This window comes from Zooshikella sp. RANM57 (genome assembly GCF_050749885.1).
Classification (GTDB): domain Bacteria; phylum Pseudomonadota; class Gammaproteobacteria; order Pseudomonadales; family Zooshikellaceae; genus Zooshikella.
Map to the genome: position 1 here is coordinate 433,628 of NZ_JBOIUB010000003.1, position 19,288 is coordinate 452,915.

17 protein-coding genes and 1 pseudogene are annotated in these 19,288 nt (G+C 40.3%); 9 read left to right on the top strand and 9 right to left on the bottom strand.

Annotated elements, in window-relative coordinates; genetic code table 11:
* Positions 1-101 precede the first annotated feature (101 nt).
* The 3 genes from ACQ96U_RS09340 to ACQ96U_RS09350 all read right to left on the bottom strand — a co-directional run bounded on the left by ACQ96U_RS09340 (position 102) and on the right by ACQ96U_RS09350 (position 3,198).
* Positions 102-845: a YebC/PmpR family DNA-binding transcriptional regulator gene (locus ACQ96U_RS09340; RefSeq protein WP_431720975.1), complete on the bottom strand. Its 744-nt coding sequence runs from the start codon at positions 843-845 to the stop codon at positions 102-104.
* A 170-nt stretch (positions 846-1,015) separates the two neighbouring features.
* The gene (aspS, locus tag ACQ96U_RS09345; protein WP_431720976.1) at positions 1,016-2,779 is read right to left on the bottom strand and encodes an aspartate--tRNA ligase; all 1,764 of its coding nucleotides are present in this window, start codon (positions 2,777-2,779) and stop codon (positions 1,016-1,018) included.
* A gap of 47 nt (positions 2,780-2,826) precedes the next feature.
* Positions 2,827-3,198, bottom strand: a complete 372-nt coding sequence (locus tag ACQ96U_RS09350) for an FmdB family zinc ribbon protein (protein ID WP_431720977.1) — start codon at positions 3,196-3,198, stop codon at positions 2,827-2,829.
* A gap of 958 nt (positions 3,199-4,156) precedes the next feature.
* Here ACQ96U_RS09350 and ACQ96U_RS09355 point away from each other — a divergent pair.
* The 3 genes from ACQ96U_RS09355 to ACQ96U_RS09365 all read left to right on the top strand — a co-directional run bounded on the left by ACQ96U_RS09355 (position 4,157) and on the right by ACQ96U_RS09365 (position 8,859).
* Positions 4,157-5,470: an OprD family outer membrane porin gene (locus ACQ96U_RS09355; RefSeq protein ID WP_431720978.1), complete on the top strand. Its 1,314-nt coding sequence runs from the start codon at positions 4,157-4,159 to the stop codon at positions 5,468-5,470.
* Positions 5,471-5,850: 380 nt separating this feature from the next.
* Positions 5,851-7,140, top strand: coding sequence for an OprD family outer membrane porin (locus ACQ96U_RS09360; protein ID WP_431720979.1), 1,290 nt, complete (start codon positions 5,851-5,853; stop codon positions 7,138-7,140).
* Positions 7,141-7,527: 387 nt separating this feature from the next.
* Positions 7,528-8,859: an OprD family outer membrane porin gene (locus tag ACQ96U_RS09365; protein WP_431720980.1), complete on the top strand. Its 1,332-nt coding sequence runs from the start codon at positions 7,528-7,530 to the stop codon at positions 8,857-8,859.
* Between the two features lie 133 nt (positions 8,860-8,992).
* On the opposite strand, the gene ACQ96U_RS09370 is transcribed toward ACQ96U_RS09365, so the two are convergent.
* Positions 8,993-9,337, bottom strand: a complete 345-nt coding sequence (locus ACQ96U_RS09370; protein ID WP_431720981.1) for an HU family DNA-binding protein — start codon at positions 9,335-9,337, stop codon at positions 8,993-8,995.
* A 1,056-nt stretch (positions 9,338-10,393) separates the two neighbouring features.
* Between ACQ96U_RS09370 and ACQ96U_RS09375 the strand changes: the two are divergent.
* Positions 10,394-10,765: pseudogene (locus ACQ96U_RS09375) on the top strand (cold shock domain-containing protein); the annotation flags it as partial.
* Positions 10,766-11,079: 314 nt separating this feature from the next.
* Here the strand turns inward: ACQ96U_RS09375 and ACQ96U_RS09380 are convergent.
* Positions 11,080-11,280 carry a SlyX family protein gene (locus tag ACQ96U_RS09380; protein WP_431720982.1) on the bottom strand — a complete coding sequence of 67 codons (201 nt, stop codon included), beginning with the start codon at positions 11,278-11,280 and terminating at the stop codon, positions 11,080-11,082.
* Positions 11,281-11,290: 10 nt separating this feature from the next.
* Positions 11,291-11,734, bottom strand: a complete 444-nt coding sequence (locus ACQ96U_RS09385; RefSeq protein ID WP_431720983.1) for an HIT domain-containing protein — start codon at positions 11,732-11,734, stop codon at positions 11,291-11,293.
* A 128-nt stretch (positions 11,735-11,862) separates the two neighbouring features.
* Here ACQ96U_RS09385 and ACQ96U_RS09390 point away from each other — a divergent pair, with 128 nt between their 5' ends.
* Both ACQ96U_RS09390 and ACQ96U_RS09395 read left to right on the top strand, forming a co-directional pair.
* Positions 11,863-13,593: a proline--tRNA ligase gene (locus ACQ96U_RS09390; RefSeq protein WP_431720984.1), complete on the top strand. Its 1,731-nt coding sequence runs from the start codon at positions 11,863-11,865 to the stop codon at positions 13,591-13,593.
* 173 nt (positions 13,594-13,766) lie between these two features.
* The gene (locus ACQ96U_RS09395; protein WP_431720985.1) at positions 13,767-14,399 is read left to right on the top strand and encodes a lytic transglycosylase domain-containing protein; all 633 of its coding nucleotides are present in this window, start codon (positions 13,767-13,769) and stop codon (positions 14,397-14,399) included.
* A 33-nt stretch (positions 14,400-14,432) separates the two neighbouring features.
* Here ACQ96U_RS09395 and ACQ96U_RS09400 read toward each other — a convergent pair whose 3' ends face one another.
* Both ACQ96U_RS09400 and ACQ96U_RS09405 read right to left on the bottom strand, forming a co-directional pair.
* Entirely contained in the window at positions 14,433-14,705 is a 273-nt protein-coding gene (locus ACQ96U_RS09400; protein WP_431720986.1) for an acylphosphatase, read from the bottom strand.
* A gap of 88 nt (positions 14,706-14,793) precedes the next feature.
* The gene (locus ACQ96U_RS09405; protein WP_431720987.1) at positions 14,794-15,258 is read right to left on the bottom strand and encodes a TlpA family protein disulfide reductase; all 465 of its coding nucleotides are present in this window, start codon (positions 15,256-15,258) and stop codon (positions 14,794-14,796) included.
* 122 nt (positions 15,259-15,380) lie between these two features.
* On the opposite strand from ACQ96U_RS09405, the gene ACQ96U_RS09410 reads away from it, so the two are divergent.
* Positions 15,381-16,928: a hypothetical protein gene (locus tag ACQ96U_RS09410; protein ID WP_431720988.1), complete on the top strand. Its 1,548-nt coding sequence runs from the start codon at positions 15,381-15,383 to the stop codon at positions 16,926-16,928.
* On the opposite strand, the gene ACQ96U_RS09415 is transcribed toward ACQ96U_RS09410, so the two are convergent.
* A complete protein-coding gene (locus ACQ96U_RS09415; protein ID WP_431720989.1) occupies positions 16,887-18,215 on the bottom strand; it encodes a YihY family inner membrane protein in 1,329 nt (442 codons plus the stop codon). The genes ACQ96U_RS09410 and ACQ96U_RS09415 overlap by 42 nt on opposite strands.
* A 175-nt stretch (positions 18,216-18,390) precedes the next feature.
* On the opposite strand from ACQ96U_RS09415, the gene arsC reads away from it, so the two are divergent.
* Positions 18,391-18,753 (top strand): arsenate reductase (glutaredoxin), encoded by a 363-nt coding sequence (arsC, locus tag ACQ96U_RS09420; RefSeq protein ID WP_431720990.1) that lies wholly within the window; start codon positions 18,391-18,393, stop codon positions 18,751-18,753.
* A complete protein-coding gene (locus ACQ96U_RS09425; protein WP_431720991.1) occupies positions 18,750-19,118 on the top strand; it encodes a DUF2069 domain-containing protein in 369 nt (122 codons plus the stop codon). Before arsC ends, ACQ96U_RS09425 begins: the two co-directional genes overlap by 4 nt.
* Positions 19,119-19,288: the final 170 nt, after the last annotated feature.

Genomic DNA, 19,288 nt, shown 5'->3' on the forward strand with positions numbered 1-19,288 from the left:
AGCCTCTGCTTTTTAACTTACTTAGAAAATAATCTGCTTACACTTGATGTACCTTGGTACATAAAAATAAATAATTAAAGCAAATTAGATGGAGCCGTTCTTTACAAAGACTCAAGCAGTGAATCTGGAAAATCTGCATTAGAATAAACATTCTGCACATCATCCAAATCTTCTAAGCGGTCAATTAATTTAAACACCTTTTCACCATCTTCATCAGATAAAGCAACCGTTGTTGATGGAATCATGGTGACTTCAGCATTCACTGGCGCTAATCCTGCCTCAACCAACGCTGCTTTTACTTCTGAAAAATCAGCAGGCTCGGTAACCACATCAACAGAACCATCATCATTACTAATCACATCTTCAGCGCCTGCTTCCAATGCTACGTCCATTACTGACTCTTCATCAATATCAGGAGAAAAGCAGATCTGTCCTTTTTTGGCAAACAGATAGGCAACAGAACCATCGGTACCTAAATTACCACCATGCTTGGTAAAAGCATGACGCACCTCTGCCACTGTTCTATTGCGATTATCAGTCATTACCTCAACATAAACCGCAACACCTGCAGGTCCATAACCTTCGTATGTTAATTCCTCAACATTATCATTGTCATTAGTACCTGCCCCTCGAGCAATCGCACGATCAATCGTGTCACGCGTCATATTATTGCTTAAGGCTTTATCAACAGCTGCACGTAACCTTGGGTTATCTTCGGGTATAGGTCCACCCTGTTTAGCTGAAACGACTAGCTCACGAATTAACTTCGTGAAAATTTTACCTCGTTTCGCATCTTGTGCTGCTTTACGGTGTTTAATATTGGCCCATTTACTATGACCAGCCATAACTATTTCTCCTAAATCGTTTACAGCAAGACTGTCATCTTTTGGAATTCATCACTTGGATTTGGCTCAATAATAAGCAAGCCTGAAAGAAAAAAGAGGACACTCCTGAGCCTTAAAAAGTGACTCAGCGATTGCTGAGTCACAGTTTGGACATAGATAAGATTTAATTACTAAATATGCTTACGAATACGGATATTCAACTCATGCAACTGCTGTGTATCCACCTCACTTGGAGCCTGTGTCATTACACATGATGCCGTTTGGGTTTTTGGAAATGCAATCACTTCTCTAATTGAAGAAGTTCCGGTCATTAGCATGACCAAACGATCCAAACCAAATGCTAATCCACCATGTGGAGGGCAGCCATATTTCAAAGCATCCAACAGGAAGCCAAACTTATCTTTCAGTTCTTCTTCACCTAGCCCAAGCACTTCAAAAACAGCTTCCTGCATCTGTTGATCATGAATACGAATTGAACCACCACCTAACTCAGTACCATTCAAGACCATATCGTAAGCTCTAGAAAGCGCAGCTTCTGGATTAGCTTTTAACTCATCAGGTGAACATGCTGGCGACGTAAATGGGTGATGCAATGCAGTCCAACCACCTTTACCATTTTCTTCAAACATGGGGAAATCAATGACCCACAATGGCGCCCATGGACGCTCAATAAGATTTAAATCTTCACCCAACTTAACACGAAGCGCACCAATGGACTCATTCACCACTTTGGTCTTATCTGCACCAAAGAAAATAATATCTCCATCTTTTGCATCCAGGCGTTTCATCAGAACCTGGACAGTTTCTTCAGGAATATGTTTTACAATAGGAGACTGTAAACCACTAACCCCTTCATTAATCGCATTCACCTTAATCCAGGCTAAACCTTTCGCGCCATAGATGCTGGCATACTTACCATAATCATCTATTTGTTTACGCGACAGTGAAGCACCACCAGGCACTTTCAACGCGACAACACGCCCTTTTGGATCATTAGCCGGACCATTAAACACCTTAAATTCAACACCCTGCATTAAGTCGTCTATGCTGGTCAGCTCAAGTGGAATACGTAAATCTGGACGGTCAGATCCAAAACGCTCCATGGCTTCTGCATAGGTCATGCGCGGGAATTCACCCAAATCAATATCCAACAGATTAGTAAACAGCTGACGAACCATTTTTTCAGTCATGGACATTATGTCTTCTTCATTCATAAAAGAAGTCTCAATGTCTATTTGGGTAAACTCTGGCTGACGATCAGCCCGTAAGTCTTCGTCACGAAAACACTTTGCAATTTGATAGTAACGGTCAAACCCTGACACCATTAACAACTGTTTAAACAGCTGTGGAGACTGTGGAAGCGCGTAGAAACTCCCTGGATGAACCCGGCTTGGCACCAAATAATCCCGCGCACCTTCAGGTGTAGCACGGGTTAAAATCGGCGTTTCAATATCCAAAAATTCATTTTCATCCAAAAAATTTCGAATAATCGAAGTTACTTTGGAGCGGAAACGCAGCTTATTTTGCATTTCTGGTCGACGTAAATCGAGGAAGCGGTATTTAAGCCGAACATCTTCACCCACTGCAGAGTATTCATCTAAAGGAAAGGGAGGTGTTTCTGCCTGATTGAGGATTTCAATTTGTTTACCCAATACTTCTATTTCGCCAGTAGCCATCTCAGGGTTATTAGAACCTTCTGGACGCGCCCTTACTTTACCTACAATTGAGATCACATATTCACTACGGACTTTATCAGCTAACTGGAAAGCCGCTTGTTCATCTGGATCAAACACGACCTGAGCGATACCCTCACGATCACGCACATCTAGAAAGATCACACCACCATGATCTCGTCTGCGATGAACCCAACCGCACAGTTTTACTTCCTCTCCAATGTGAGATGCTCTTAAGTCGCCGCAATAATGGCTGCGCATAATAGTTGTACCCTGTTTTACTAAATTGACATTCGATAATCAGACGATTAGCTACTGGTTGTGGATGCTTTTGCAGGTGCTTTCGCTGCGCCAGAAGAGGCATTCTTATTGCTGGCATTTGATTCATTACGCTTGCTGGCAGACGTTTTACTATCGCTCTCAGCCAGATTCTTTTTCTTACCTGTTTTGAAATCAGTCTCGTACCAGCCCCCACCTTTCAATCGAAAAGCGGGCGCACTTATTCTCTTACGAAGGGCATCAGTATTACACTGAGGGCAAGTAACTAATGGTTCATCACTTACCTTTTGAATAACTTCTAAAGCATGTTGGCACTGGCCACACTCATACTCATAGATTGGCATTGACTTTTCACCTCGACTACAACAGCCAACTAATCGTGTTCTATCTAGTTCAGACAAAGCCGCGCATTATACCGCACCTTACTAAAAAAGGTCAGCCTTTTCAGTACAGCCTTAATGCTTATTGATACTTAACCAGCACTCGAACTCTTCAGGAACGCCCTTGCTAGAATTTGAATTCAAAAAGTGACACTAAACATCAAACTATACTTCATTCTCTAACCTCTTCAGATAAGTATTAGATAAAACTAATATTTGTAATAAACACTTGGTGTTTTTCAAGAAACAAACCCAATATGAAAATACAAATGACAATGGCAATCTTTTTCATTAGCTGTTCAAACTTTACTTAACATCAAAACAACAAAAAATAGCAAAATATATCAAAAGTGGTGGTTTCAATGTTATACAACAACAGTGTATTGGTTAGGACTATGGTAGAGACTTTAAATTTAGTAATATTAATGACAAAATTTCACAACAAATGACCATTACATTCTTGTAAAAACGTTATGTTCTAGACATAATAGGCCAAACTAGATACCAAACAAATGCAATTTAAAAAATACTAATTTAACTGTGTTTAATGCACACACTAGCAATCTTAAGAGCAGTAATAGAAGTCAATAAAAAAACGTAACTAAGTAAAATAGAGAAGTAGAACTTAGCTTATGCAGTGTAAGTTGCTAGCCCAACCATCCAATTCCTTATGTTTTTCTCCTAAAGCACATAGCTTACCGGCTTTTTCTGCTTCTGATCTCTGTTTATATTCTCCTGAGCATAATTTAACCATAACGATTAGGTAAACAAATGGAGAATAAAACAGATTACAGCTTTTAGAAATAACACATGAAAATGTCGTTGCATTCATTGTTGTTTTTTATTAAAAACACAACAATGCGTCAGTTCTAACTTTGAACTGATTAGGTAAGATCTGTCATATGTTGACAGTGCAGTGAGTCAAATAGGCATGCCGAATCGACTCATAACACACAACACCTTAGGAGTAGGTCACACAATGAAGATGTTTAAACTTTCTGCATTGAGCGCAGCTGTTTTTGCTGCTGCCTCTGCAACAGCAGTAACAGCGCAAGCTGAAGGATTTATTGACGACAGCTCAGCTACATTGAGCATTCGTAACCAATACCGTAACGAAAGCGGTGTAAATGGACATGCGTTTGACCGTAAAGAGTGGGTACAAGGCTTCCAGCTTGATTATAAATCTGGCTATTTTATGGACATAATCGGCTTTGATTACTCAGCGGGTGCCGCTTTTAAATTGGACCAACCAGCTAATGACAGCAGAGATGGCGAGTGGAATACTACTAACTTGCCCCAGGATGGAAATAGATCTGATGTAAATGATATTGCAGGTACTAATCAAGCTTACTTAAAAGCCAAGTTTGGCGATGAAAACCTGAATGCTAATTTGAAATTTGGTTTACAAAGAACCTGTACAGAACTATTCTGCCCTTCAGGTTCTCGTATATTACCAGCGTCTTCTTACGGTACATACCTGGAAGGTAATGCACAAAGCTTAAAAGTATACGGCGCTCGCTGGACAAAAATACACAGCCGTAGCCAAAGTTTCTTTTATGATGACATGAAAGATGACTATGGTAACCGTATTGATGATGTCAAAATCGTTGGTGCTTCCTACAAGTTTGACAATGGCTTAGGTGTTTACGGTGAATATGGTAAGTCAGACGACTACCTGAAAAAATACCTGGCTAAAGTTGATTACACCATTGACTTAGGCAATGAAACTTCACTGTTATTAGATGCTCGTTATGGTAAAGCCAAAGATGCTGGTGATGGCTTCAATGACGAAGGATCTCGCTACGATGGCAACTATGAGAGCAAGTACTATAACTTAACTGCAACACTGTCTATCCAAGACTTGGATGTTTGGGTTGGCTATAACGTCACTAAAGACGGTGACTGGAAAGGTGAGTGGCACAACAACTACGACCACATGGGTGCATTTAACTCAAGCCTTGACTTATGGCAGGGTTATAATCGTGAAGACGAACGCGCTTGGGTTGTGGGCGTAAATTACAAGTTTGATAACATTGGCTTACCTGGTCTTGAAGCAGGTACACGCTATGCTCATAGCTCTAACATTAGCAAGGATGCATTAGCTGCAGGTGACTACCCACTAACAACTGATGACCAAGCACATGAGTGGACTCAATGGGCTAAGTACACTGTTCAAACAGGTCCTATGAAAGACTTCTCTGTATACGTTGAGCATGCTCGTGGTGATAACCCAACTGGTGGTGATGAAGACGATACACTTGTACATCTTCAGTACGACTTGGCTATTTTCTAATCTCTCGAAAAGTTCATACTTTTCTTGCTAAAAAAACGCCGCATCTGCGGCGTTTTTTTATTCTTGTAATAAATCCCGTCTATATTTGTTAGCAAAATCTCATGGAAGATCCATACTAGGAAAGGTAATGGAACAAAAAAAACACACATGGACTTGTGTATGAAAAAAACTTTTCCACGGCTTTATCGGGGCCTCTTCTGCGTTTCAGTGACATTACACCAAGTAATACGTGTAAGGAGTTCACATGACTATTCTTAGTCTGTGGCACTAAGGCAGTTTTGGCTTTGGTTTCCGTAATAACCCCTACACTTAACCAGTGATTCAGGACTTAATGCTAAATCACACACAATAAACACAATATGACTAGGAGTAGGTCACAAATGAGAACATTTAAACTAACCTCACTGAGTGCAGCAATTCTTGCCGCAAGTACGTTTATTCCAACAATTTCTCAAGCAACAGGTTTTATAGACGACAGTAGCGCTACTTTGGGTATAAGGAATTACTATTTCAATGAAAATGGCGTAAATGGTAATACCTTTGATCGTAAAGAATGGGTTCAAGGTTTACAATTTAGTTATTCATCAGGCTACTTATGGGACATGATAGGCTTTGATTATGGCGCTGGTGCTGCATTTAAACTCGATAACCCAGCTAATAGAATTGGTTACAGTGTTACCAACTTACCTCAAGATGGTAGTAGCACAGCCGATGCTAACGACATTGGAGGTACAAACATCGCTAATTTAAAAGCTAAATTTGGTGATGATAAAATGAATGCCAATATAAGATTTGGCTTACAGCGCACATGTACTGAATTATATTGCCCATCAGGATCTCGTATTTTAGAAGCAACCTCTTATGGCACCTATATTGAAGGTAATATTGAAAACCTAAAATTATATGGTGCTCGCTGGACGCAAGTACACTCTCGTAACAATAGCTTCTTTTCAAAACATTTCCGTGATGCGATGGGAGATGAGATTGATGATATTGTCTTTTTAGGTGCTGCTTACAAGTTTGATAATGGCCTTGGCCTTTATGCTGAGTGGGGTAACTCTGAAGATTACCTTGAGAAACAGTTCCTAAAATTTGATTATACCTTTGATTTGGGTAGCGGAATCACCCTGCTAATTGACGGCCGCTGGGCTGATGCAGAAGAAGATGGCAATGGTTATGGGACCCAAGGGTATGAAAGTACCTACTGGAACCTGTCTGGAACCATTACCGTTAATGATTTCTATGTGAGACTAGGTTATAACAAAACCTCTGATGGTGACTGGGATCCTGAATGGCATGCAAACTACCAACAAGAAGGTGTTTACAACTCAACACTTGACCAGTGGCAAGGCTACAACCGCGAAGATGAACGCGCTTGGATCGTTGATATTGGTTATGACTTTGCCAACATTGGTTATCCTGGTCTAGTTGCAAATACATATTATGTTTATGGTACTGATATAGATGATGCTTCGCTTGCTGCTGGAGTTAATGCAACATCAAGTGATGATAACGCTCATGAATGGGGACACTACATTACCTACACCGTACAAAGTGGTCCCATGAAAGACTTATCTGTTGAATGGCAACATTTCCGTGTTGATAATCCTGTTGGTGGAGATGAAGATACCAACCGTATCAAAATCAGATACGATATAGCGCTATTTTAATACCATTTAAAAAATAGTATAACCTCCTAAAACGCTGCATCTGCAGCGTTTTTTTTATTTAAATCAATAACAACTTTTACAATAAACCAAACTACTAAATATACCTTTTATTTAACTCTAAAAACTAAGAAAGAGAAGCTCAAAGAAATAGGGCAATTACATAAAAAAAATTCCTGATGACTATAGATTCCAATCACCTTACGTATCCACCCTATCTTTTTACAACTTTACAACGAGTAACGTATATTTATGTCTTGTAAATAATTTTTTAATTTATATTTCATAGAGATCTGCAAACAATAACCTTGCTCCTCATTATATTCATAGCGAAGGATGTTACTGAGTTTATAAAAGGGAAAATACATTGATAAATATAAGGAGCTGTTTATGCAGCTATCAAAATCCATATTAAAAGATGCTTCACCAACGCTGATTCTTTACACTTCGATTTGTACCACTTTAAGCTTTTTCAGTGGTACAACCCTTGCAAACAGCTCTGCTCCTAAATTTGATTTAACACTCAGAAACTACTACTTTAACCGAGATTACCGCCATGAAAATGGTGATGTAAGAGCAGGCAACAGGGATGGCAAACGTAAAGCCTGGACCCAATCACTACTCTTTGACTATCAATCGCCTTATTGGCAAAACCTGATTGGTGGTGACTTTTCTATCTGGAATACGCTTAAACTGGATGGCGGAAAAGGCACAGGCAAAAATGCCTTAACAATTACTCAAGAAGATGCCAAACAAGTCAGTTACTCGTCCTTAGGGGTTGCACTCATAAAACTCAACTTGGAAAATTACTGGAAGACCAGCATTAAAGTCGGTCGTCAAACATTTGAAACACCCCTTGCAATGTATTCAGATAGTCGATCTCAACCGTCTGCTTACTCTGCAGTAAATATTCATAGTCAACCAGCTGACCGTTTTAACATAAATTTACTGGGTATATACGAAGCAAAAGATAAAAATGATAGTGGTTTTGATGATATTCATTATGAATACGGATTTGCCATTAGCCGAGATAAAATTGAGCACGCATACACGTTGAGTATGGATTATACCTATGACAGTGGTCTTTATTTAGCCGCTCAAGCATTAACAGCTAAGGATGCTTATAATGCCTATCATTTGGAAGCAAGTTATAGCTTCCCATTGAGTGATTGGCTAAAAATCGATGTAGCAGGACTCTGGGAAAGACAAAAGGACACTGGAAACTTTAACGACGATAATCCTGGTTCAGTAGGCATTGATAATGATTTATTTAGCTTTAGCTTGGCCTTTAGACTGGGTGATTATTCAAAATTTACCATCATATCTCAAAACCTGACAGGCGATAGTGGTTTTGATTATTTTGCTGAAGGTGATCCTTGGTGGTTCAACAGTATCCAATACTCTGACTTTAACTTTGAAGATGAAACTTCTTGGCAAACTCGCTTTGATTATGACTTTTCAGGGGTTGGTTTTCCCGGTCTAACAGGGCTCATTCGTTATGGTTATGCCAATGATGCAAAGACCTTTGATAGCAGTACAAATGAAGAGTATACCGAGTGGGAACGAGACCTTGAGTTAAGGTATCAAGTACCCAGCGGACAGCTAGAAGGTATGGACATTCGGGTTCGGCATGCAACCTACCGCTCACACCGAGGCATGGATAATGGTGGTGCCCTTGATGAATTTCGTATTATTGTTAATTACACCTTACCATTAATATGATGACTACTTTTTTAATGCGTAAAATGAAATTTGCTAAGTACTTTATTATTGGACAGAAAAAAAATGCACCCTATCACGGGTGCATTCTACTTTCCACTATAAAAAAGATGCCAATCAGCACCTTAAAAACAGCTTAGCTTTCTGCCATATCTTTCAACTTTTTCAATGCACGTACTTTTACTTGCATTGAAGCAGGCTTGGCTTTAAACATCATTTCCTCACCCGTAAAAGGATTCACCCCTTTACGAGCTTTAACAGCAGGTTTTTTCTTAGTTGTAATTTTGAGGAGTCCAGGCAGTGTAAACTCACCACAAGCACGCTTTTTGACATGACGCTCAATTACGTTTGCAAGCTCGTCCAACACATTCTGTACATCTTTTTTGGCTAAACCAGTAGTCTCAACCAACTCATTCAGTAACTGAGTTTTATTGTATTTTTCTTTAATAGCTGCAGGTGCTTTGCGTTTTGCTTGTGCCATTGCTATTTAACTCCAACACTAAAACATATTTTAACTAAACGAACCATGCTCCCAGGCTTAGCACTCTCTAAATGAGTTTCACCCCACTAAATGAGTTTCGTCCCAAATAAAGCGTATAGCTATGGAAACACTTTAGATTTCAGTCAGTTACCCTTGATAAGAAATCAACTATTGTTTGAAACAAAATAATCTATAAAGTTCGCTTTGTCTTAACAATGGGTATAGATAACGACTGTCGTTAAGTACGACTGACAGCGCAGTGTACTTGGGAAGTAAGCAAAACCAAACGATTGAGCTAATTTGTTAGCCAATACAATTTGGTAAAAACCTGTATACGCAGAAGTACTTAACGTACACAAAATCTCTTAGATTGTAGCCTAAAAAGCTTACCATCTTAGCAGGAAACTATAATACAAGTCTTTCCAGGACGCACGCTTTTTATACTGAAAAACAGCATTTTCTTTTGTTTTTTATATATACCCATAACGAAGGGTTTTTAGGGGCGGCCGTCAAGTGATGAAGCCCCAAGAGCTTATATTCATAAGTGACTGGGGTGAAGAACGCCGACAACAAACCCTAAAAATGATTCGTGAAGGGTATAAACAACAGATTTAGCCTGAATGACTTTATAGGTAAGCTGAGAATCTTCCTACAAATTCAATGTCTTAGACTACACTTAGGAAGTAAAGCATAGTGCTTTCATTTATGGTAGTAGTGTCAATATAACCTTTGCTTTGTGTACTGTTGATGGCTTTCAATCGCTTTTAAGGTTAATCCACTTTACTCAATGAATAAGCCATTACTTAACTTTTTTAATCATCACTAAAACTAAATTTAAACAATATGAAATTAGCCAAATTACTCCGTATCGTACATTGTTATCTTGGGCTATTAGCCTTTTTATTAACGCTAGTCAGTGTGCCTATTTTTTTCCCCGAGGCACATATGCCCCTTCCCTCAACAGAAGCCTTGAATATGCTAAGTCTTTCACTCATTAACCTACTGGTCGGTAGCTTATTCAGCTTACCACTATCACAACGCTTATGGTGGCTTCAACTGCTTGGCTCGGCCCTGTTACTTATCAGTCTGTTAGGCAGTATCATTGCAGCACTTACAGAGTCCGCTATTTTTCAAAGTCTTCATATAATCTGGCTTATGTTGTTTGGTGTCGTATTTTCAGCCTGTGCACACTGGTATAACTTCCGGCTGCATGCCAACATTGTCTGGGATACGGCAGCACGGGAAACTGGAACTGTTAAATGGTTTAATGTCAGTAAAGGATTTGGATTTATTTCTCGTGCCCGCGGGGATGATGTATTTGTTCATTTTAAGGCAATACGAGGCCAAGGACACCGAACGTTAGCAGAAGGCCAGCAAGTCGAGTTTCTTGTTACTGCTCGCGATAAAGGTCTACAGGCGGAGGATGTAGTGAGTATTCCACCTGATATGTTTCACCTGGAGTATGACGAAGATACTTCTCCACCGTATCAAAATAACAACGATCAATAAGACAAGTAACCCGTGGCATCTCCTAGAGAAACCCACAAAATAAATGAGAGAAACAATAAAAAAGTAAACTGAATAACGCTAGTGCTTCTACTTTGTTAATGGTGATATCGCTATCTGCGCAGCTTAGGGAATGGTTATGCAGATAGCGCTTTACTTTCCCACTGACCTCCTACCACCTCTTGGAACGACCAATCCCATTAATGGTATGGCCACAACAAAGGGTATAATTTAGATTAATAGTGTGGAGGCTTCTCAGGCTGCTGCGACGCTTGAATTAACTCAGGCAATGTTTGTAACTGATCTTTAAGATAATCCACTTCTCGTCGTAATGCATCAATTGACTTCTGTTGTTCTGCAACCACTTTATTTAGAGCCTGCAACAAATCTTCTTGAAAAGCTATTTGGGTCTGTAAATCAACAAGCATCTGATCCATCGAACTTCCTTTAACGCTCTGCAGTGTAAGTTAAATACGTCGTAAATACTGTGTGTAAACGCTCCTTGAGCGCTTCCACAGCCTCAGGAGCATAAGCGATGGGAGGTAGTTTGCCCCACACAGGCTCAGGCCACGCATCATCCGACTGTTGCCGGGCAATAATGTGAATATGTAACTGGCGCACCTTGTTCCCCAGCGTGGCAATATTCATTTTGTCTGCTGCAAAAATATCCTTAAGCTTTTCACTAATATAGCTAACTTCCCACCACAACTGTTGTTGATCCTCCGCTGAAAGCTGGTAAACCTCTTCGATACCAGGAACACGAGGTACTAAAATAAACCAGGGGTATCGTTTATCATTCATTAACAACAATGATGATAATGAAAAATCGCCCAGTTTTATTGTGTCTTGTTGTAACTGTTTAGCTAGACTAAAATCTTTCATTGCTTCCATCTTACGCTATCCTCTGACCAATCTCGTAAAAATACACTATTCACTGATATTGATAATACGTGATCATAGCAATTCGCAGCAATGCGCCGTAAAATACCCGCTTTTTGGAATACAACTGGTAGCCAACTATGCGCACAACTGAATTCTTTATTCCCACCTTAAAGGAAACGCCTACTGATGCCGTAGTTATCAGCCATCAACTGATGCTGCGTGCTGGAATGATACGAAAACTGGCTTCAGGGTTGTATACATGGTTACCGTTGGGATTACGCACCTTACGCAAAATAGAACGTATTGTTCGTGAAGAAATGGACAAAGCAGGTGCCATCGAGCTATTAATGCCTGCCATTCAACCTGCTGAACTATGGCAAGAGTCTGGACGCTGGGAACAATATGGGCCTGAATTACTCCGTATTAAAGACCGCCATCAACGTGACTTCTGTGTAGGGCCTACCCATGAAGAAGTTATTACTGATATCGCCCGTAATGAACTCAGTAGTTACAAGCAATTACCTATAAATTTTTATCAGATTCAAACGAAATTTCGTGACGAAATTCGTCCTCGCTTTGGAATTATGCGTGCTCGTGAGTTTGTCATGAAAGATGCTTACTCATTTCATTTAGATGAAGACAGTATGCAAAAAACCTATGAACGCATGCATACTGCTTATTGCAATATTTTTGACCGACTAGGTCTCCATTATCGACCTGTTGTTGCGGATAGTGGCAGCATTGGCGGCAGTACATCGCATGAGTTTCATGTCTTGGCTGAGTCAGGAGAAGATGCAATTGCCTTTAGCAATAGCAGCCAGTACGCCGCTAATATTGAAAAAGCCTTAGCCTTACCAGATACGACAGAGTGTCCAGCACCTAGTGCTGAACTCACTAAAGTAGCAACACCTAACCAACACACTATCGCAGATATTGCCTCCTTTTTCAGTGTTGAACCTAAACAAACGCTCAAAACACTTGTCGTACATGGTCAACCTGATGAGCAAGGTCATACTACACTGGTTGCACTTATCATCCGAGGTGACCACCAGCTTAATGAGATCAAAGCAGAAAATATTCATTCTGTCGCTCAACCGCTGACCTTTGCCTCTGACGCAGAAATACAGGCACAACTCAACTGTCAGCCAGGCTCTATAGGACCTGTTGGTTTATCCATTCCTATTGTTGTGGATCATTCTGCAGCGCATTTAGCAGACTTTATCTGTGGTGCTAACGAAGATGGTTACCATTACACAGGTGCTAATTGGCAGCGGGATTGCCAATATACGACTGTCGCCGATATCCGTAACGTGGTCGAAGGTGATCCAAGCCCCTGCGGTCAAGGCGAGCTGGTTATCAAGCGCGGTATTGAGGTTGGACATATTTTTCAACTGGGCTCTAAATATAGCAACGCACTGAATGCAACGGTTCTGGATGAGCACGGTAAGTCCGTCACTATGCTAATGGGCTGCTATGGTATTGGTGTATCACGTATTGCGGCAGCGGCTATTGAACAAAAAAATGATGAACATGGCATTATCTGGCCTGATGCAATAGCGCCTTTTCAAATTGGTATTGTTCCTCTGAAAATGGATAAATCAGAGCAAGTTAAAGCGATAACAGAACAAGTCTATCAACAACTTACTAAAGCAGGCTTCGATGTTTTACTTGATGATCGTGACCGAAAAACCAGTCCAGGTGTTAAGTTTGCAGAAATGGAATTGATTGGTATTCCACACCGCTTGGTGATTGGTGACCGAGGATTAGCTGAAGGCGTTATTGAATATAAACACCGGTCAGCAAAAGACTCTACAACCGTTCCGGTTGCTGAAATAGTAGATTTTTTCAAAGAACAAATTACGCTTTAATCAAATAGTTTATCTGTCGCATTCATCATGAAGTGCCCCATGTGGCACTTCACTTAGACACTTCATCACTTACTCGTGCGGTTTAGCGCGATTTAGCGTTTCTAAAAGTCAATGCAACAGGTAAGGTATAGATTAAACTGGCAGGATGGCCCATTAGTAATAGTCTGATTCTTATGCAGCAATTCCACATCAAATCAGATCACGTTAATCATTATGTCGTGTTTCGATTAGACTTAAAAAACGTCTTGCGTCTAGCGATCTGCTTTTTTTGTTTGTTTATTCAATCAAGTTTTGCGGGACGTCAACAGCCTGCAGATGCAGAAATTCGCTCATTACTCCAAAAAACAGTCAATGAATCGTCCAGCTTTTATGATAAATATGACGCAGAAGTATGGCTGGTGGATATGAATTCCAGGCTTTCTCGCTTTGTCAAAGCCCCTGACAAGCGACTGGCTATGTTAAAAATGGTCCACCAAGAAGCAACCCGTGCAGGCTTAAAACCAGAACTCGTCCTCTCCGTGATCCATGTAGAAAGCTTATTTAACCGCTTTGCTGTTTCATCAGTAGGTGCACAAGGTATAATGCAAGTTATGCCTTTTTGGAAAAATGAAATAGGCCGCCCTCAAGATAACCTCATTGATTTAGCCACCAATTTACGCTACGGCTGTACCATTTTGAGTCACTATATTAAAAAAGAAAGAGGTGATCTGGTTCGTGCTTTAGCCCGATATAATGGCAGCCTTGGCAAAACCTGGTACCCTCGTAAAGTGATGATGGCTATGTATAAATATTGGTATCCTCAATAATCACATAATGATTTTTTCTAATTTGATCTGTATTTAACGCACATCAAATTCTTGATAATTTTCCCAAGGTATTTCCTTTACTTCAACATGCTTTACATCCGCCATAGGTGGGCCTTTGGATAGCCATGCTTCTAGTTTTTGTACTGCATGGCTATCACCACACATCACTACCTCTACCCGCCCATCAGGCAAATTATATGCGTAACCGGTAATTCCTAACTGAACAGCTTTGAGCTGAGTTGAACCTCTAAACCACACTCCCTGAACACGCCCTGTCACCCACACTTTTTTACAAATTTGTGACATAAAAACTCCATGATATTCGAAGTGGTTAAATCCTTTTATTGAAGAAACACTCGTTGGTGAACACTTAGCAAGCAGCACACCTATCTTTTCAACTACTTTTTTGGGCCATTGCTATTGCCTGTGTTATTGACTCCAGCGTTTGTGGACCTATTAATTGTTTCACCATTTTTCCTTTTGGGTTAATCAACAGTGTTGTAGGCAACACTTGAGGTCTCGTCCAGCTCAATTGTGCTGTTGGATCCTGCTTAAAAACTGGAAACTTAATATTTAATTGAGCAACTTGCTGCTGTAACTCGGTAAGGTTTCCCACATTGTCAAAGTTAATGCCAAGTACACTCACATTTGTTTGAGAATCTATCTTATTAAGTTCAGGTATTTCTTTAATACAGGGTGTACACCATATAGCCCAATAGTTAATCAGTAACCACTGACCCTGATACTCTGCGATATCAAGTGGTTTCCCTTGGCTGTCATAAAAATCAGGGCGATTACAACCAATTAGACTTAGACAAAATAGCAGAAGCAGAACTATTCTGAAATGTAGAATCGTCATAAGGCTGTCACTAGTTATTGAATGGAGAATTATAAGTGCATTGATTAATTACTTACTGAATCGAAGTGGATAATAACGCGTATATCCTTTGCATGCGATAGCAGTAAGGAGAGCTTATGCCAATGAGCAGCCTAGAATTGTATATACCAAGACAGCAAATTACCCGCAGTGCAATAATCAATTGCTCCCCAAAGGCCATAAAACAAGAGTTAAAAGAGCTACCACTCGCTAATATGCCTGCTGCTTTGCGGCAAACCTGTGCATTACTTTCTTTAATAAATCGAACAAAATTCAGTGACTCTGCCCGCCTAGGAATAATGCAGTGTTTTGATAACACATTTCGCAATATTAATGACTATTACCACTCCAAAAGCCAACAATATATACAACAAATTACGCCCACTGAGCAGCATAAATTATCTGAATTAAAGGAGGAGATGGCTTTTGGCTATAAAATAATTTTGCAAGAAGCGTTAACCAGAGATGACATGAATCATAAGCCTATGCCTGATATTGTTTATATGGCGATGTTCTATCTCTGCCAATGTCTAATGCAGCATTATGATACATTTACTCAACCAGGCCTTTACCTTTGGAAAGAGGTCAATCATTTATTTAAATTTGCAGAGGATCATAAATTTCACAGAATTGCAGTCAAACGACAGTTTCAGCCCATAGCGGGTGAAAATGTTGAAGAACTGTACAAACAAATTATGCTGGTTGAAATGGCCAATCCCTATCATTTAGCCCCAGGTGAAGCGTGGTTCCTTTACTCATACCTGGGTAAACATGCCAACTATGCCAGACTAACAGATAGCCCTGAACAATCTGATCCCTCACAATACTTTTCAATAAACCTTAATAGTGAACAACGTCCCCATAATGCTTTTAGCCATACTCAACGTAGTGAAGACCCGATTCGCTATTTATTTCCGGAAAAGCTCGTTACCCTGCTTGATCAACATGTAAGCACCTTAGCGGGAGGTCATCGTCCCGCTGAAATCGGCATTCCTACAGCAACTAAAACACAGCAAATCATTGAATTACTCTGTAATGTGAAAGAAGTCTGGCGTCAAAGCCGTCATCGCTTAGGCTTGCGTATTCCCTGTAATTCATTTACAGCGATTGTTTGGGGTGTTGATACCATTCACCAATTGCTATCACCAGAAAAGCAAAAAGAAGTTTTACAAGACAGTCAACTACACCGCACAACAGGCCGTATGGTCAACGAAAGTGAGAATGGGTTTTGCCTGAAGTTAACCCACGTTAACTATGCTGACTTCCATAATGGTCAGGTTATTGCCATGCGTAGCGACAAACAGTCTCATCCCCGCTGGATATTAGGCATTATTCGCTGGCAGCAACAAGACTCAGAAGCACAAGAAAGCCTTGTGGGTGTGGAGTACATTCGTGGCTTAGTCCGGCCTATTACACTCAAAACACTCAGTGAAAGTAAAACACACCGTACAACAGATGGCTTACTTGTCACCAATAAAGTCAATGGTCGCCAACAACACAGTGTTCTGGTCAGTGCGGGTGTATATATTCCTGGTAAAGGACTACAACTTGAAGTTCCTCAGCAAGGCAAGGAATACGACATTCAAGCTGATGACCTATTGCAACATACATCATGTGTTGACCGTTTTTCCTTTAAAGCTTATGTTGCTTGAGGGGTATAAATCAGCATTATGACGAGTGTCCTCTACTCCTAGCTGATCCCCTTGCTGGTAATCAAATAGCTGGGTCAATGATATTGGTAACTGCTGTTCTGCATAATGGTGAATATGAGCAATTCGAGCCACTAAAAACACCAACCACTCAGGCCATGACTGCTGCTGAATACGGTTAAGTGTTTCCTTATCAGGGAGCTGCCAGGGAATAGACCGACAAAATGTCCAGCAATTGACCAACGCTAAATCATGCCCAAGAATAAGCTCGCCACTATCATCTTTTGTTATAATTCCCTGCTCCTGTAGCCACTTGGTACATAGTTCCCACTGTTCTTGACTTACTGGCCAATCTGCTTGGTGCATATGTTGATAGCTTGTGGTTAACCCCTGCTGAAACCGCTCACGAAATACTTCAGCAACAACAATAACGGCAAGAGATGTCGGTAAAGGTTCGCGCGTTTGCAAATCATGCCAAAAATTCAATGCCCGCACTAACTCAGCCCCCAACAAAATAATATTCCAGGAAAGGTAAATCCATAATAAAAACAAAGGAACAGCCGCAAAAGCCCCATAAACCAGCTCATAACTAGGGGATAAAGAAACAAACAATGCAAAGCCTTTTTTGGCTAACTCAAATAATGTTGCGGCTAAAAGTCCACCTAATAAAGCATGTTTAAAACGGACAGGGCGATTAGGTACAGCAATATAAATTAAACAAAATGCGGCTGCTGTGAGTAATGGAGGTACTATTTGTAAAAGCCACTGACGACCAATAATTAAATCAGTCGCATCCATAATAAGCTCTACAGACGTAATGTAAGATGTCAGTGCAAATCCACAACCAAGCAGTAATGGTCCCAAGCTCAAAATAGCCCAGTACAATAAAAAGCTGGCAAGCCCTTTTCGTCCTTGTTCAACTCGCCAAATTTTATTTAATACTTCCTCTATTGTTTTTAACATCAACAGTGCTGTAACAATCAGGAAGGCCACTCCAACAAACGTTAACTTTCTTGCTTGTGTGGAAAAGTCCGCTAGATATGACTGAACTGTCGCACCAGCAGAGGGCACAAAATTACTAAATATAAAACTCTGAATTTGATCACCTACCCCCTGAAATGTTGGTATAGCAGCAAGCATGCTGTAAGTTACCGTCATCAATGGTACAACCGCAAAAAGTGTTGTATACGTCAACGCTGCAGCACTTTGCAAACAGCCATCTTGGACAAAACGTTGAGCAATATAACGGGCAAATACGGCAAGCTTACGCAGTACCATCATCAATTCCATGCAGTAGCTCCAGAAATTTCATATACCTATAAGCAGTATGGATATTACAGTGTAAGATATTTATATCCTACGCTGCATATTTCTTAATAGTATCACTTATCTTTCCCCTTACTGATGGTCAAGGTAAACTCTACCCAAACCAAAAAGAATCTTTATTTCCTTAATAGGGCATCCCATGAGTGAACTTGTTATTTATCACAACCCACGCTGCTCCAAGTCGCGTGCGACCTTAGCACTGATTGAAGAACAGGGTTATACGCCAAAAATAGTGGAATACTTAAAAACACCACCATCAGTAGTTGAGTTGCGTGACATACTAAAAAAACTGGGTATTCAGCCTCGTGATATATTACGAATAAAAGAAGATGAGTATAAAAGCTTAAATTTAGCTGACCAAAACCTGAGTGATGATGCCATCCTATCAGCCATTACTGAACACCCCAAATTGTTAGAACGACCGATTGTTGTCACTGAAGCGCAGGCTGTTATTGGACGCCCTCCCGAAAACGTTCTGCCTTTACTGGCTTCATTAACATGAATAGATCACAATCTACAACCAAAAAACACCACAGCATGAGCCTAATTACCAAGGCGCTATATATTGCATTACTGATCTATTTAATTTTAGATACCTGGTTTTTACGTCCACCAGACGGTGTATCACTCAGTGTTATCACCTTGGTTAAAGTGCTTCCCTTGTGTCTTTTAATTCCTGGCATTTACAAAGATAAACCGCGTTCGTATGCCTGGCTTTGCTTCATTCTTACGGTCTACTTCACTGCAGGCGTACTCGCCACATGGCAAACACCTGAGCTATGGGAAAACTGGTTTCTGACATTAACCAGTGCCACTGCATTTATTACAAGTATGTTATACATTCGCTGGTTTTACAGGGCCAACTAAAGGCCCTGCTTCATCACTCACGTTTATACCTAAGTGATCACAAGCATACACAATCACCATTGTCAGATGAAAAGTTATACTATAACATTTTAAGTACTGGGTAGATTTTCCTTTCCCAAGTAATCTCTATTGTTATATTGATAATGTAATGAAACATTTCCTCGAGCGAA